At 72.4% G+C, this 15127-nt stretch carries 12 protein-coding genes and 1 tRNA gene; 8 read left to right on the plus strand and 5 right to left on the minus strand.

The window, feature by feature from the left end:
• Nucleotides 1–22: 22 nt before the first annotated feature.
• The 3 genes from C1N81_RS21510 to C1N81_RS21520 all read right to left on the minus strand — a co-directional run bounded on the left by C1N81_RS21510 (nt 23) and on the right by C1N81_RS21520 (nt 4718).
• A complete protein-coding gene (locus C1N81_RS21510) occupies nt 23–1009 on the minus strand; it encodes an LCP family protein (protein WP_394431501.1) in 987 nt (328 codons plus the stop codon).
• Between the two features lie 69 nt (nt 1010–1078).
• Nucleotides 1079–3709 carry an SUKH-4 family immunity protein gene (locus tag C1N81_RS21515; protein ID WP_394431502.1) on the minus strand — a complete coding sequence of 877 codons (2631 nt, stop codon included), beginning with the start codon at nt 3707–3709 and terminating at the stop codon, nt 1079–1081.
• Between the two features lie 7 nt (nt 3710–3716).
• A complete protein-coding gene (locus tag C1N81_RS21520; RefSeq protein WP_394431504.1) occupies nt 3717–4718 on the minus strand; it encodes an SMI1/KNR4 family protein in 1002 nt (333 codons plus the stop codon).
• 283 nt (nt 4719–5001) lie between these two features.
• Here C1N81_RS21520 and C1N81_RS21525 point away from each other — a divergent pair, with 283 nt between their 5' ends.
• Complete coding sequence (locus C1N81_RS21525) at nt 5002–5568, plus strand: YwqJ-related putative deaminase (RefSeq protein WP_394431506.1); 567 nt, start codon at nt 5002–5004, stop codon at nt 5566–5568.
• Nucleotides 5568–6089 (plus strand): SUKH-3 domain-containing protein, encoded by a 522-nt coding sequence (locus C1N81_RS21530; protein ID WP_394431508.1) that lies wholly within the window; start codon nt 5568–5570, stop codon nt 6087–6089. Before C1N81_RS21525 ends, C1N81_RS21530 begins: the two co-directional genes overlap by 1 nt.
• 15 nt (nt 6090–6104) lie before the next feature.
• On the opposite strand, the gene C1N81_RS21535 is transcribed toward C1N81_RS21530, so the two are convergent.
• Complete coding sequence (locus tag C1N81_RS21535) at nt 6105–7424, minus strand: sensor histidine kinase (RefSeq protein ID WP_394431510.1); 1320 nt, start codon at nt 7422–7424, stop codon at nt 6105–6107.
• Between the two features lie 176 nt (nt 7425–7600).
• On the opposite strand from C1N81_RS21535, the gene C1N81_RS21540 reads away from it, so the two are divergent.
• From C1N81_RS21540 to C1N81_RS21565, 6 genes are all read left to right on the plus strand, one after another.
• Nucleotides 7601–7672 (plus strand) — tRNA-Gln (locus tag C1N81_RS21540).
• Between the two features lie 112 nt (nt 7673–7784).
• The gene (gene glmU / locus C1N81_RS21545; RefSeq protein WP_394431512.1) at nt 7785–9239 is read left to right on the plus strand and encodes a bifunctional UDP-N-acetylglucosamine diphosphorylase/glucosamine-1-phosphate N-acetyltransferase GlmU; all 1455 of its coding nucleotides are present in this window, start codon (nt 7785–7787) and stop codon (nt 9237–9239) included.
• Between the two features lie 120 nt (nt 9240–9359).
• The gene (locus C1N81_RS21550; protein WP_361071905.1) at nt 9360–10337 is read left to right on the plus strand and encodes a ribose-phosphate diphosphokinase; all 978 of its coding nucleotides are present in this window, start codon (nt 9360–9362) and stop codon (nt 10335–10337) included.
• A 187-nt stretch (nt 10338–10524) separates the two neighbouring features.
• Nucleotides 10525–11115 (plus strand): 50S ribosomal protein L25/general stress protein Ctc, encoded by a 591-nt coding sequence (locus C1N81_RS21555; RefSeq protein ID WP_394431514.1) that lies wholly within the window; start codon nt 10525–10527, stop codon nt 11113–11115.
• A gap of 108 nt (nt 11116–11223) precedes the next feature.
• Complete coding sequence (gene pth, locus C1N81_RS21560; RefSeq protein WP_394431516.1) at nt 11224–11817, plus strand: aminoacyl-tRNA hydrolase; 594 nt, start codon at nt 11224–11226, stop codon at nt 11815–11817.
• A gap of 50 nt (nt 11818–11867) precedes the next feature.
• On the plus strand, nt 11868–12320 hold the full coding sequence (locus tag C1N81_RS21565; protein ID WP_394431518.1) for a hypothetical protein: 453 nt from the start codon (nt 11868–11870) through the stop codon (nt 12318–12320).
• A 13-nt stretch (nt 12321–12333) separates the two neighbouring features.
• Here the strand turns inward: C1N81_RS21565 and ppc are convergent, their stop codons facing one another.
• Nucleotides 12334–15069, minus strand: coding sequence for a phosphoenolpyruvate carboxylase (gene ppc, locus C1N81_RS21570; RefSeq protein ID WP_394431520.1), 2736 nt, complete (start codon nt 15067–15069; stop codon nt 12334–12336).
• Nucleotides 15070–15127 lie beyond the last annotated feature (58 nt).

The raw sequence follows: 15127 nt of genomic DNA on the forward strand, positions 1-15127 counted from the left end.
GACCTACTCGGTCAAGGATGCGTCATTTCGAGTCGAAAGTCGGAATCGCGGTGTCGTTCTTCAGCGCGGTGAAGAGCTGGAGCGCCTTGGCCCGGTCCCATTGGACGACATCGCCCGCCCCGGGGACGTACGGTTCGCTCGCGACCGGCACGGTCGCCGTCCCGGCCAGACCGCGGACCTTCAGACCCATCGAGGCCAGGGCGCCGACGCCGGTCCCGGTGTCGACGGTCAGCGCGTCCAGCGTGGTGCGTACGAACGGGATCAGCTTCCACGGTGGCAGCGCCACCGACGGACCGAGCGCCTTGTCGGCGATCGCGTCGACGAGCTCGCGCTGGCGCTTGACGCGGCCCAGGTCGCCCTGCGGATCGGAGTAGCGGGCCCGCGCGAACTGCAGCGCCTGCACGCCGTCCATGTGCTGACATCCCGCGTCGAAGTCGGCGCCGGACTTCTCGTCGTGCAGACCGCCGTCCGGTACGCAGATGCGGACGCCGCCGATCGAGTCGACGACGTCCACCAGGCCCAGGAAGCTGATCTCCGCGTAATGGTCGAGGCGCAGCCCTGTCGCCTGCTCGACCGTGCGGGTGAGCAGCTTCGCGCCGCCCATCGAGTACGCCGCGTTGATCTTGCCGCGGCCGTGGCCGGGAATCGCGACGTAGGAGTCGCGCGGGATCGAGACCAGATACGGACCGCTGTCGCCGTAGTGCAGGATCATGATCGTGTCGGTGTTCAGACCGCCATCGTTGCCCACATGCAACTGTTTGCGCTGTTCGGGCGTCAGGTCCGCCCGCGAGTCCGAACCGACGAGCAGCCAGTCCGTGCCCTTGCCGCCCTCCGGACGGTCACCGCCGTCGCCGAACGCCTCGGTGGTGCGCAGCCGCTGATCCGCCCAGAAATACAGGCCCGTGCCGTATCCCGCGAGCAGGACGAGCACGAGCAGCACGGCCACCAGGACGCGCCTGGGCCAGCGCCGCTTGCCCGACGCCCCGGTCCGCCTCCGTCTCACCGCCATGAGCGCATGATCGGGGCGCCCGACCGGTTCCGCAGGTCGAGCGCCCCGGGAGCGACGTGGAGTACGGGCCTACAGCAGGCCGTCCCACATCTGTTCCAGCAGCACCGACCACCAGGTCTCGGGCGAGCCGAGCGCCGCCGGGTCGATCGCGTTCAGCTGCGCCTGGAAATCGACGGTCCAGCGGCCCGCCTGCTCCGGGTTCAGGCCGTAGCGCAGCCGCCACATCCGCCCGAGCAGCCCGAGCGAGCGCGCGAACTCCGGCAGGCCGGTGTTGACGAACTGCGGCGGCACCGGCGCCCCGCCCGGACCCGACTCCACCGGCACGGCCACGATGTGCGCCGTCCCGTACTGGACACAGATCGCCTTGCCGAAGTCGCTGCCCATCACCAGGTACGAGCCCGCGTCCGACGCCGGCTGCACCCCGCGCTCCTGCGCCAGCTCCGCCAGCGTCGGCACCGGACGGCCCGGCACGGCCTGCGCCCAGAAGAACGGCCCGAAGTCCGCGGGCAGCCCCGCCACGACCAGCGTGTGCGCCACGAGGTCCGGCACGCCCTGGCGCGAGACCGCCCGCTGGTCGAACCGGAACACCCCGGGGCCGAACGCCCCGGCCAGCTCCTGCGCGATCGCCTCCGGCGGGACCGGCGGCGCGGGCTGCGCGGGCGGCAGCGGCGCGCGCACCGGCGCCGGACGCGCCGGGCCGTCCGCCACCTGGTGCAACTCGCCCTGATGCGCGATCAGTTGCTGCATGCCCTGCTGACGCGACGCGTGATCGGTGCCGTACGGCGCGATCGACGTGATCCGCGCCTGCGGCCACTGCTCCTTGATCATGCGTGCGCAGTAGGCGCCCGGCAGCGCGCAGGACTCCAGCTCCGTGTGGAGTTCGAGGACCTGGTCCGGCGGGATGTTCATACCGCGCAGCTCATGGAAGATCTGCCACTCCGGGTGCGGCGTACCCGGCGCGCTGCGCCGGATGAGCTGCTGCTCGGAGCCGTCGGGCGCGCGGTAGCGCAGCACGGCCTGGTAGCCGGGCCCGACGGTCGGCTGACCGCCCTGCTGCGGGTAGCCGTACGCGGCCGGGGGCGCCGGAGCGGGCGGCGGCACGGGTCCGCCGGGCCCCTGCGGACCCGGTCCCGCGAGCATCGTCGCCGCGTGGTGCACACCGCCGCCCGCGGGGGGCGGAGGCGTGGCGCCGGGCGGCGTGGGCGCGGGCGGCGGCTTCGGCGCACCAGGCGCACCAGGCGCACCAGGGGCGCCGGGCGGCCCCGGCGGAGGCGGTGTCTGCCCACCCGGCGCACCCGGGCCGCCGACGGCAGGACCCGCCAGCATCGTGGCGGCGTGATGCACCCCGTCGGCGGGCGGCTGCGGCTGGGGCGGCGACGGCGGCCCCGGCGGCTGCGGCTGCCCGTCCGGGCCCAGCGAGGAGACGAGCTGCGTCGGCACGTACCCGCCGGCCGGACCGCCCGGCGCCCCGGGCGCCTGCGGAGGCGGCGGCAGCTGCGGCCCGTCCCCGCGCCCGGGACCCTGCGCCTTGCTGGTGGCGACACCGGCGATGTCGTCGGCCCCGGGAGCGGCGGGAGGCGGCAAGGGGGCACCCGGGGGCGGCGTCGGGGCACCGGGCGCGCCCGCGCCCTGCGGATACCCGTACGGCTGGGCGCCCGGAGGCGGCGTACCCGGCGTACCCGTGCCCGGCACCGGAGGCGGCAGCGGGGCGCCCGGCGCGGGCGACGGAGGCGGCGTACCGGTCGCGCCCGGCGCACCCGCGCCCAGCGGGATGCCGTGGTGCGTGTACCCCGGCGGCGGCTTCAGCGGCACGGCCGAACCCGGCACAGGCGGCGGGAACGGCGCGCCCGGCCCGGGCGGCGGCGTGCTGGAGGCGGGCGGCGGCGGAGGCGTGTCCGGGCCGCCGACCGGGCCCTGCGGGTACCCGTACGGGGGCGCGCCCGGCGCCTCGGGCGGCAACGGCGCGCCCGGAGCGGGCGGCGGGGTGTGCGGCGTCGGGGCCGCGGGCCGCGGCTCGTCCGGGGTCTGGTCGAGCGCCGGGGCGACCTCGGTGCGCGGCAACTGGCTGCCGCCCGAGATCAGGGCCGTCTTCGCGTCCGGGGTGGCGCCGGGCCGGGGCGGTTCCTCGGACAGGGGCGGCGAGAACACGGTCTCGGGCAGCGGCACCGAGCGGTCGTCCTCGTCACCGGCCCCGTTCGTGTCCGTACCGGCCCACGGGGTCGCGCCCTCGGGCACGGCGTCGGCCGGCGCCTCCGAAGCGACCGGGGCCGGGGTCGGGGTCGGGGTCGGCGGAGTCTGTGCGGCCGGGGTGCGGCGGTCCGGGATGCCCAGCTTGTCCGCCGCCTCCTGCAACCACTCCGGCGGGCTGAGCAGGAACGACGTCTGGTTCAGGTCCACCCGCTCCGGTGCCCTGGGCGCCACGGGCTGCGCCGGGGCCTCCGGCAGCCCGTACTCCTCCTCGTACCGCCGGATCACCTCGCCGACGGGGAGCGACGGCCAGAGCGTGGCCTCGCCGCTGTCCCGCGCGATGACGAGCCGCTGGCGGCCGCCGTCGGAGACGGGACCGTTCTCCCGGTCCTCCGCCCACACGACGAAGCCCAGCTCGAACTCCCGCACCCGCACCTCGCGTTGCTGGTAGCCGGGCACGTCACCGTTGATCCATTCCTCGGCGCGCTCCTGCGCCTGCGCGAACGTCACCATCGGACCTTCACCCCTCGTCCGCGTACGTCGAGACCGGGACGGCGCTCGCGAAACCGCCGTCCACCATCAGGTTCGCCACCGTCTCCAGCTCCGGCGGATTTCCGGCGAGCCGGGACAGGAACACGTCGAAGTCGTCCCCGCACGGCAGCAGCAGCCGCTCCACCCGCTCCGCGACCGACAGGGCGGCCAGCTCCCCGCCGTCCCGCGCGTCGTCGTACGCGCAGAACCAGACGGACCCGACCCGGTCCCCGCGCACCTTCACGGCGAGGATGCCGCCCTGCACGAAGCCGACCGCCAGGTAGTCCTTGGTGAGGTGGTCGCGCAGGCACTTGTTGACGTAGACGACGTCATTGACGGCGGCCTCGTCGCGGACCGTGAAGAACGGCTGGTCGATGAGGAGACCGAGGTCGGCGTCGAGCGCCGTGCCGACGGGCGCGCTGCCGCCGGCCGCCTTCAGGAACGAGCGGTAGGCGCCGGGCAGCCGGTAGCCGAGGTCCTCCTCCACGCCGAGGACCTGCTGCTCGGTGACGGCCACCGCCGACTTGGGCAGCCCGAAGTGCGCGGGCCGGGTGTCCTGGAGGGGCCGGGTGCCGCGCTTGTGCTGGTCGACGGCGGCCGTCGCGAGCCCGCCGTGGTGCCGCAGCAGCGCCTTGACCTCGACGGGTACGAGTTCGAGGCGGCGCGAGCCGCGTACGTGGTGCCAGGTCCAGCCGTGCGGGGTCGCCACCGCCGGGATCGTGTCCCACAGGGCGTGGCCGGACGCGGCGAGCGCGGCGTTCGCCGACACGTAGTCGGTGAGGCGAAGTTCGTCGACGCCGAAACCCTGGGGCGGCTCCGCGATCTCGGCCGCCGCGCGCGCGTACGCCGAGAAGTCCGGATAGCCGTCGCCGTCCACCCGCACCCCTCGGGGATGGCGGGCGGCGCGGACCGGGTCAGGGAAGTTCACTACCTGCCCGGCATAAGCCGCGTTCGGCGGCGCGGCCTGCTGCCCGAGCCGACCTGTCGTCATGGCGGTTGCCCCCTGCGGCGCTGTTGACGGGTACCTGCTGCACCGCGGCCGAACGGGTGCCGAACTCGTGGCCTGTTCCCGTCCCGTGTCGATCGCGGACACCGACAGCCTATGCGGTTGTACGGCACCGGTCACCGGGCCTCTGGTTCCATGACCAGCAGTCACCTCGGTGTCACCACCCCGTGACGATCAGGCGTGTCGACGGGTACCGGCTTCCGCACCCGCCGTCCCATTTGGCACTCTGTGCAGGCAACCTGGGGGATTGCAGGAGGGGAAGCACTACATGAACACCGGTACCGCACAGACGGCGACGGAGCCGTCCGCCGACGCGGAGGCACCGTCCGGCAACGACCCGCGCGTGGGCTGGAGCGCGGCCGACGCCATCGACGTACCCGTCCTCCGGGGGCGCAGGGACGGCATCCTGCCCGCCGTCGCCGCCGCGCTCTCGGTGCGCGGCGGCACGCTCACCTCCACCGCCGCACGGGGCGAACTGCCGCCCGCGCTGCATCCTTTGGTGCAGGATTTCCTGGACACGTTGACGAGCGCGCAGCGGGACCGGTTCACCGGCCGCTGCGCCGAGGCGATCCTCGTCTCACGCCACCTGGTCGCCACGGACGCCGAACGCACCGAGAAGTCCAAGCGGGCCCGGCGCAGACCCATGACGATGGGAGAGGCCCGCAAGGCCCTCAAGCACGCCAAGCTCACCACCCGGCGCATCCGCGAGGACGGCGACCCGCTGCACGGCGGCTTCGCCCGCCCCTGCCGCGCCTGCGCCGCGCTGACGGCGCACTTCGGCGTACGCGTGGTGGACCCCTCCGCAGACACAGCCGAGAGCGAGACGGCCCCCTGATGCCCACCCAAGGTTCCTCCTCCACCGCCCTCTCGGACCGCTCGTCGAGCACACGCTTCACCGTGCCGGTCGACGCCGCGCTGCGCGCCGCGGGGTGGCAGCCCGGCCGCTGGGACATCAAACAGGCCGAGTTCTGGGCGGACGCGCTGCGCTCGCACGTCTCCCCCGCCGGACACCGGCACGCGGTCTTCCCCGCGGCGGTCGAGGCCTGGGCCGAGTTCGGCGGCCTGCACCTCACCCCGACCGGTCCCGGCCGCCAGATCGCCCCGGTCCAGCCGCACCTCGACCCGCTGCACGGCCTCCACATGGCCCGCACCCTCGGCGACCTCGGCCGCGCCCTCGACACGGAGGTCGCCCCGCTCGGCGCCGAGTCCGGCACGGAGGCGCTCCTCGCCATCGACACGGAGGGCCGCGTCTACGCCCTCGACCACAGCGGCGACTGGTACCTCGGCCCGAACATCGACCGGGCCCTGGAAACCCTCACGACGGGCGTCCAGCCGGCGCGGCTCCAGGCCACCTGAGGCCCGCGGAAGGGGCTACGCCGCCGGGAGCACCGCGGACACCCGGTAGCCGCCCGCGTCCGTCGGGCCCGAGACGAAGACGCCGCCCAGGACCGCCACCCGTTCCTTCATGCCGACCAGGCCGTTGCCGCCCGAGGGGAGGCCGGCGGAGGAGGCGTCCGCGAGGTCCGGCGGCGGTTCGTTCTCCACCTGCATGGCGACCTCGGCGGCGCGGTGGGCGAGGCGGACGTAGGTCTTGGCGCCCGCCGCGTGCTTGTGCACATTGGTCAGGGCCTCCTGCACGACGCGGTAGGCCGTCTGTTCCACCGCTCCGGCGTACGCGCGCACATCGCCCTCGACGGTCATCTCGACGACCATTCCGGCCTCCCGTGACTGGCCCACCAGCTCGTCGAGGTCGGCGAGGCACGGGCCGCCCTCCGCCGCGCCGTCCTCGGCCTCGGCCCGGGACGCCGCCGCGGCCGCCGCCGCCCCGACCGCCGCGAGCGGCACGCTCAGGCCGCGCTCCGGCACCGGGTCCCCGGACCGCAGCACGCCGAGCATCTCGCGCAGCTCGGTGAGCGCCTGGCGGCCCATGTCGCCGACGAGCGCCGCGTTGTGCACCGCCTTCTCCGGGTCCTTGCGGGCCACCGCCTGCAACGCCGCCGCGTGCACGACCATCAGCGACACCCGGTGCGCCACGACGTCGTGCATCTCCCGGGCGATCCGGGTGCGCTCCTCGCCGCGCGCCCACTCGGCCCGCTCCTCGGCCCGCTCGGCGAGCAGCGACAGCTCGCGCTCCAGGGACTCGTTGCGCTCGCGCAGGCTCTCCATCAGGCGGCGCCGCGCCCCCACGTACAGGCCGAGGAGCAACGGCGGCGCCGTCACGCCGAGCGATGTGGTGATGGCGACGAACGGCACGAACCAGCCGCCGACCTGGAACCGGTCGCTGTGCACCATGTCCTGCTGCGCCCGGACCACCGACACGATCAGCGTGCCGACGAACGACATGCAGGCGAGCGAGCCGATGATGCGGCGCGGCATCTCGGAGGCGGCCAGCGAGTACAGGCCGACGACGGTGAGCATGATGCCCATCTGCGCCGGGGTCACCGCCACGGACACGAGCACCACGGCGATCGGCCAGCGCCGCCGCAGCAGGAGCGTCGCGCCCGTCAGGACGCCGAAGAGAACGCCGGTCCAGACCGGAAGACCGGCCTTGTGCGCGAACGGCACGCCCTCGAACGCGCACTCGACGGCGGACGCCGCCGCGAGCCCCACGTCCAGCACGGCGCCGCGCCACCGCTCCCACCACCACGGCCCCCCGGCTGTGGCTCGGTGAACTTCCCCCGTCGTGGTCATGCCCCCAGCCTACGGGCGGTCGGCGCCCGTTTTCCGGTGAGTTTTGCTCATAGCCGCCGGGTCCGCACGCGTACGCACGGGCCCCAGGTTGTACCGTCGCGTGGAAGGTGCCTGGTACGGCATAGTGTTGGGTGCTCACTCGACGGGTTGGCGCAATGTCCGTCTTGTCGAGGTTTTCCCCCGTGGTGTAATTGGCAGCACCGTGGCTTTTGGTGCCATTTGTCCGGGTTCGAGTCCTGGCGGGGGAGCACGACGTGACGCGGGGTCCGGCCGACTGGTCGGGCCCCGCACTCGTTTCGGCTCTCGAACACCCCGGTATCCTGCGGATGTCCACCCCATTCGAAGCCGAAGGGCACCTCCGTGAGCGCCATCCGCCCGGCCGCCGTCGTCGTTCTCGCAGCGGGTGAGGGCACCCGTATGAAGTCGGCCACCCCCAAAGTCCTGCACGAACTCTGCGGCCGCTCCCTCGTCGGCCATGTGCTGGCCGCCGCTCGTGAGTTGGACCCCGAGCAGCTCGTCGTGGTCGTCGGGCACGCGCGCGAGAAGGTCACCGCCCATCTGAACACCGTGGACGCGGGCGTCCGCACCGCCGTACAGGCGGAGCAGAACGGCACCGGGCACGCGGTCCGCATGGGCCTGGAGGGCCTGGCCCCCGAGGGCGCCCTCGACGGCACCGTCGTGGTCGTCTGCGGCGACACCCCGCTCCTGACCGGCGAGACCCTGACGGCGCTCGCCGCCACCCACTCCGCCGACTCCAACGCCGTGACCGTCCTCACCGCCGACGTCCCCGACGCCACCGGCTACGGCCGCATCGTCCGCGACGCCGGGACCGGCGCCGTCACCGCGATCGTCGAGCACAAGGACGCCACCGAGGAGCAGCGCGCGCTCACCGAGATCAACTCGGGTGTCTTCGCGTTCGACGGCCGCCTCCTCGCCGACGCCCTGAAGAAGGTGCGCACGGACAACAGCCAGGGCGAGGAGTACCTGACGGACGTCCTCGGCATCCTGCGCGCCGCCGGGCACCGGGTCGGCGCGTCGGTCGCCCGCGACCACCGCGAGATCGCGGGCATCAACAACCGCGTCCAGCTCGCCGAGGCCCGCCGCATCCTCAACGACCGCCTCCTTGAGCGCGCGATGCTCGACGGCGTCTCCGTCGTCGACCCGGCCGGCACGTTCATCGACTGCACGGTCACCTTCGACCGGGACGCGACGATCCTGCCGGGCACCCAGCTGCACGGCACCACGCACGTGGGCGAGGGGGCGATCGTCGGCCCGAACACCCGCCTGACCGACACCACGGTCCACGCGGGCGCCCGCGTGGACAACACGGTGGCCGACGGCGCCGAGATCGGCCCGCAGGCGAGCGTCGGCCCGTTCGCCTACCTGCGGCCCGGCACGCGCCTCGGCCTGAAGTCGAAGGTCGGCACGTTCGTCGAGCTGAAGAAGTCCTCCCTCGGCGAGGGCACGAAGGTCCCGCACCTGTCCTACGTGGGCGACGCGACGATCGGTGATTTCACCAACATCGGCGCCGCCAGCGTCTTCGTGAACTACGACGGCCAGGACAAGCACCCCTCCGTGATCGGGTCGCACTGCCGCACCGGCGCGGACAACATGTTTGTGGCTCCTGTCACGGTCGGGGACGGTGCCTACACCGCCGCGGGGTCCGTCATCACGAAGGACGTACCGGCCGGTTCGCTGGCCGTCGCCCGGGGCCAGCAAAGGAATATCGAGGGTTGGGTGGCGCGCAAGCGTCCCGGTAGCGCGGCCGCGAAGGCGGCCGAGGCGCTCACCGAGGAGCCGGGCAGCGAAGGCTGACCGGAAACAGGTGCGTCCGACACGGCGTACCGTGATAGATGCTCACGATTCGCCTGGCTCGCTGCTATAGGGACGCGCGGGCAGCTGCGGCGGACGAACTCGTCTGAGGAGACTAGTGCTGTGACCGGGATCAAGACGCAGGGCGAGAAGAAAATGATGTTCTTCTCGGGCCGCGCCCACCCCGAGCTTGCCGAGGAGATCGCGCACCAGCTCGGTGTCGGGATCGTCCCGACCAAGGCTTTCGATTTCGCCAACGGCGAGATCTACGTCCGCTACCAGGAGTCCGCTCGCGGTGCCGACTGCTTCCTGATCCAGAGCCACACGGCTCCGATCAACAAGTGGATCATGGAGCAGCTCATCATGATCGACGCGCTGAAGCGCGCGTCGGCCCGCTCCATCACCGTCATCGTGCCGTTCTACGGTTACGCGCGACAGGACAAGAAGCACCGCGGACGTGAACCGATCTCGGCGCGTCTGATCGCGGACCTGATGAAGACCGCGGGCGCCGACCGCATTCTCACGGTCGACCTGCACACGGACCAGATCCAGGGCTTCTTCGACGGCCCGGTGGACCACCTGTTCGCGCTGCCGATCCTGGCGGACTACGTGGGCGCCAAGGTCGACCGCTCCAAGCTGACCGTCGTCTCCCCCGACGCCGGCCGCGTGCGCGTCGCCGACCGCTGGTGCGACCGGCTCGGCGCCCCGCTGGCGATCGTGCACAAGCGCCGCGACAAGGACGTCGCCAACCAGGTGACCGTCCACGAGGTCGTCGGTGACGTCGAGGGCCGGGTCTGTGTCCTCGTCGACGACATGATCGACACCGGTGGCACGATCTGCGCCGCCGCGGACGCCCTGTTCGCGCACGGCGCCGAGGACGTCATCGTGACGGCCACGCACGGTGTCCTGTCGGGCCCCGCCGCGGACCGCCTGAAGAACTCCAAGGTGAGCGAGTTCGTCTTCACGAACACGCTGCCGACGCCGAACGAGCTGGAGCTCGACAAGATCACGGTCCTGTCGATCGCCCCGACCATCGCCTCCGCCGTGCGCGAGGTCTTCGAGGACGGCTCGGTGACGAGCCTCTTCGAGGGCGAAGCCTAAAAAGGCCCGCTGAAGATCGATTTGGGTACGGCCTCCCCTGCCGAGTAAACTGCTGAAGTTGCTCGGCGAGGGAGGCCGTACTTTTGTACGGCGGTCCGTTATCGACGCGCTCTTCGTAGCAGGCCGTTCGTGGCCGGGTGACCGCCTTCTTTCGAGGTCCCCCTAGTTCTACGAGGAGTTGAAGAGCATGTCCGAGGTCAAGCTCGCCACCGAGACCCGTACCGAGTTCGGCAAGGGCGCCGCCCGCCGCATCCGCCGCGAGAACAAGGTTCCCGGCGTGGTCTACGGCCACGGTGGCGACCCCGTCCACATCACCCTGCCGGGCCACGAGCTGCTGCTCGCCCTGCGCACGCCGAACGTCCTGCTCTCCCTGGACATCGACGGCAAGAACGAGCTGGCCATCCCGAAGGCCGTGCAGCGCGACCCGCTGAAGGGCTTCCTGGAGCACGTCGACCTGCTCCTCGTGAAGCGCGGCGAGAAGGTCACCGTCGAGCTCCCCATCGTCACCGAGGGCGAGCTGGCCCCGGGCTCCACCATCCTGGAGCACGTCCTCAACACGCTGGCCGTCGAGACCGAGGCCACGCACATCCCGGAGTCGGTCACCGTCTCCATCGAGGGCCTCGACGCCGGTGACTCCGTCGCCGCCAAGGACATCAAGCTGCCCTCCGGCACCACCCTCGCCGTCGACGAGGACGCCGTCGTCCTCCAGGTCCTGGCCGCCCAGGCCGAGGAGGCCCCGGCCGAGGCCGAGGGCGACGAGGCCGCCGCGGAGGCCTGAGCCTTCGTCGCGTGAACTCCCGGTGTACGGGGTGGTGGGCACGGCCCGCCGCCCCGTACAGCCATCTCCGGCACCCTCCGTAGCGCCCTCTCCAGCGAAGGAACGCTGATGTCCGACGACAACGCCCCCTGGCTGATCGCCGGGCTCGGCAACCCAGGCCCCGAGTACGCGATGAACCGGCACAACGTCGGCTTCATGGTGGCCGACCTCCTCGCGCGGCGGATGGGCGCCAAGTTCAAGCGGGCGACCAAGGGCCAGGCCCAGGTCGTGGAGGGGCGCATCGGCCCGCCCGGCCCCGCCAACCGCCGCGTGATCCTCGCCAAGCCGATGTCGTACATGAACGTCTCCGGCGGCCCCGTGACCGCGCTGCGCGACTTCTACAAGGTGCCGACCGAGCGCATCGTCGCCGTCCACGACGAACTGGACATCGACTACGGGGTGCTGCGCCTGAAGCTCGGCGGCGGCGACAACGGGCACAACGGCCTGAAGTCGATGACCAAGGCGATGGGCCCCGACTACCACCGGGTGCGGTTCGGCATCGGCCGCCCGCCCGGCCGGATGCAGGTCGCCGACTTCGTCCTCAAGGACTTCTCCTCGGCGGAGCGCAAGGAGCTCGACTACTTCGTGGACCGCGCCGCCGACGCGGTGGAGGCGCTCGTCACGGAGGGCCTGGAGCGCGCGCAGTCCTCGTACAACTCCTGATCCCGTCCGGGAGTTGACCGTACGCGTACCGATGGCCAAAGATCACGGCCATGGCTTCAGCGGTGTCGGTGACCCGGCGGATCGCGGCGTTGGCGATCGCCCTGCTCCTGGTGGTGGCGGGGTTCTGGGCCTCCTGGGGCGCCGCGCAGCACGTGGTGTTCCCCAAGGGACGCGCCCACGGCGTACTGCTCGTCGAACGGTGCGAGGGCAGCGAGTGCAGCGGGCCGCTGGCCTCCGCGCCCGGCGGCGCCAATGTGTGGATGCGGCGCTCCGTCGGCGTGAAGAAGGGCGCCCGCATCGAGGTCGTGCTCAAACCGAGCAGCCGGCAGGCCGTGCGCTCGGGGACGGCCGGGTTCTTCACCGGGTTCATGCCGCTGGGCGGCGCGCTGCTGCTCGCGTCGGTCGTGCTCGCGGGCGGAATGCTGAACCGGCGCCTGGCGTGGATCACGGCAGGCGCCGGTCTCGCGCTGCTGACGGCGGCGTTCGTCGCCGTCAGCGCCTAGCCTTCCGCGGGGGTCAGCCGGTGTTGCGCAGACCCGCCGCCACACCGTTCACCGTGAGCAGCAGGGCACGGGCCAGCGTCGGGTCCGGCTCCTCGCCCGCCGCCGCCGCGTCGCGCTGGCGCTTGAGCAGGGCGACCTGGAGGTAGGAGATCGGGTCGAGGTAGGCGTCGCGGATGTCGAAGGTCTGCTTCAACACCGGCTGCGCCGCGAGGAGTTCGCTCTCGCCGGTGACCCGCAGCACCTCGCGGATCGTCAGCTCGTGCTCGGCCTCGATGTCGGCGAAGACGTGCTTGAGGTTCTCCGGGACGAGCGTGTCGACGTAGTGCCGGGCGATGCGCAGGTCCGTCTTGGCGAGCGTCATCTCGACGTTGGAGATGAAGTTCCGGAAGAAGTGCCACTGCTCGTGCATCTCGTCGAGCATGGAGTCGAGACCGGCCTCGCGCAGCGCCTTCAGGCCCGAGCCGACACCGAACCAGCCGGGCACGATCTGCCGCGACTGGGTCCAGCCGAACACCCACGGGATGGCGCGCAGGCCGTCGAGGGAGACGCCCGAGCCGGGGCGGCGCGAGGGCCGCGAGCCCAGGTGCAGGTCGGCGAGCTGGTCGACGGGGGTCGACGCGAGGAAGTAGTGCGGCAGGTCCGGGTCCTCGACGAGCCTGCGGTACGCGGCGTGCGCGGCGTCGGAGACGACGTCCATGGCGGCGTCCCAGCGGGCCAGCGCCTCGTCGGACTGGCGCGGCGCGGTGTGCAGCGCGGAGGCCTGGAGCGTGGCCGCGACGGTCAGTTCGAGGTTCTCGCGGGCCAGGGACGGCACGAGGTACTTGTCGGAGATGACCTCGCCCTGCTCGGTCACCTTGATCTCACCCTCCAGGGTGCCCCAGGGCTGGGCGAGGATCGCGTCGTGCGAGGGGCCGCCGCCGCGGCCGACGGTGCCGCCGCGGCCGTGGAAGAGGCGCAGCCGGACGCCGTAGCGGTGCGCGACGTCACGGAGCCGCCGCTGGGCCCGGTGGATCTCCCACTGCGAGGTGGTGATGCCGCCGAACTTGGAGGAGTCGGAGTAGCCGAGCATGACCTCCTGCACGTCCCCGTTGAGCGCGACGAGGCGCCGGTAGGACGGGTCGGAGAGCATGTCCTCCAGGATCGTGTCGGCGGCCTTCAGCTCGTCCGTGGTCTCCAGGAGCGGCACGATGCCGATCTTCGCCCAGCCGGCGTGCAGGTCGATGAGGCCGGCCTCACGGGCGAGGACGGCCGCGGCGAACACGTCGTCGGCGCCCTGGCACATCGAGATGATGTACGACTCGATGACCTCGGGCCCGAACACGTCGAGCGCCTTGGCGACGGTGTGGAAGACGCCGAGGGTCTTCTCGCCGTCCGCGTCGAGCGGGGCCGGGGTCGGCGCGAGCGGGCGGCGCGAGCGCAGCTCCTTGGCGAGCAGCTTGCCGCGGTAGTCGCGGGGCATGTCCGCGTAGCGCCAGGACTCCTCGCCGAGCCGGTCGAAGAGCTGGCCGAGGGCGTGGTGGTGGGCGTCGGCGTGCTCGCGGACGTCCATCGTGGCGAGCTGGAGGCCGAACGCGGCGAGGGTGCGGATCGTCCGGTTCATCCGGCCGTCGGCGAAGAGGCCGCCGCGGTGCTCGCGCAGCGAGGTCTGGATGAGGGTGAGGTCGCGCAGGAGCTCGGCGGTGCCGAGGTAGTCGCGGCCGTCGACGTGCGGGGTGTTCTTGGCGAGCCGGTCCTTGGTGTTCTCCAGCTTCTGCCGGATCGCGGTCGCCTTGAGCCGGTAGGGCTCCTCCGCGTTGAGCCGCTTGTAGCGGGGGCTGATCTCCGGCAGCCGCTCCAGGTCCTGCTTGAGGGAGGTGAGCAGCTCCTCGGTGGCGCCGGTGTAGCGGATCGAGTTCGACAGGAAGCCGCGCAGCTCGTCGATCATGTCGAGGGCGTCGTTGATGCCGTGCTCGTGCTGGAGGATCAGGACGTCCCAGGTGACCTGCGGGGTCACGTTCGGGTTGCCGTCGCGGTCGCCGCCGATCCAGGTGCCGAAGGTCAGCGGGCGGACCTCCTCGGGGAGGGCGACGCCGACGCGCTCCAGCTCGGCGGTGAGGTCCTCCAGGACGTCGCCGACGGCGCCCGCGTGCAGCTCGTCGAGGTAGTAGATCGCGTTCCGCGACTCGTCGGTGACCTCGGGGCGCACCACACGCAGCTCGTCGGTCTGCCACACCAGGTCGATGTTCTCGGCGAGGCGGGTGTCGTAGCGGCGGCGGTCGGCCTCCAGGACCGGCGTCTCGAGCAGCTCGGCGATGCGGCGCAGCTTGTTCAGGACGGAGCGGCGGGCGGCCTCGGTCGGGTGGGCCGTGAAGACGGGCCGCACGTTGAGGTTCTGCACGGTCGCGCGCAGGTGCTCCGGGTCGGCGTCCTTCAGGCGGTCGGCGGTGCGGGCGAGCAGACCGCCCTCGGCCTCGCGCTTGGCGCGCATCTCGCGGCCGCGGTGGACCTGCTCGGTCACGTTGGCGAGGTGGAAGTAGGTGGAGAAGGCGCGGACCAGCTTGGCCGCCGTCTCCAGTTCGGTACCGCGCAGCAGTTCGGCGGCGGCCTCGCCGTCCTCGCGCGTCAGGCGGCGGACCTTCTCGACGAGTTCGAGGAGCTCGGGCCCCTCCTGTCGGACGAGGGTCTCGCCCAGCAGATCGCCCAGTCGGCGGATGTCGGCGCGCAGCTCGGCACTGGTGCTCGTCGAGGCGGTCTGTTCGGCACTGCTCACAGGTGCGGCTCCTTGCAGTGGTGAAGCTCGTCTGGAGGGAAGAGTCCCCGGAACCGGG

This window comes from Streptomyces sp. SGAir0957, assembly GCF_043523415.1.

What these genes read in the sequence shown, in the direction of transcription:
- C1N81_RS21535 (WP_394431510.1), bottom strand. Translation starts at nt 7,424, where the DNA reads ATGACCACGACGGGGGAAGTTCACCGAGCCACAGCCGGGGGGCCGTGG.
- C1N81_RS21555 (WP_394431514.1), top strand. Translation starts at nt 10,525, where the DNA reads ATGTCCGAGGTCAAGCTCGCCACCGAGACCCGTACCGAGTTCGGCAAG.
- C1N81_RS21515 (WP_394431502.1), bottom strand. Translation starts at nt 3,709, where the DNA reads ATGGTGACGTTCGCGCAGGCGCAGGAGCGCGCCGAGGAATGGATCAAC.
- C1N81_RS21510 (WP_394431501.1), bottom strand. Translation starts at nt 1,009, where the DNA reads ATGGCGGTGAGACGGAGGCGGACCGGGGCGTCGGGCAAGCGGCGCTGG.
- C1N81_RS21525 (WP_394431506.1), top strand. Translation starts at nt 5,002, where the DNA reads ATGAACACCGGTACCGCACAGACGGCGACGGAGCCGTCCGCCGACGCG.
- pth (WP_394431516.1), top strand. Translation starts at nt 11,224, where the DNA reads ATGTCCGACGACAACGCCCCCTGGCTGATCGCCGGGCTCGGCAACCCA.
- C1N81_RS21530 (WP_394431508.1), top strand. Translation starts at nt 5,568, where the DNA reads ATGCCCACCCAAGGTTCCTCCTCCACCGCCCTCTCGGACCGCTCGTCG.
- C1N81_RS21520 (WP_394431504.1), bottom strand. Translation starts at nt 4,718, where the DNA reads ATGACGACAGGTCGGCTCGGGCAGCAGGCCGCGCCGCCGAACGCGGCT.
- C1N81_RS21565 (WP_394431518.1), top strand. Translation starts at nt 11,868, where the DNA reads ATGGCTTCAGCGGTGTCGGTGACCCGGCGGATCGCGGCGTTGGCGATC.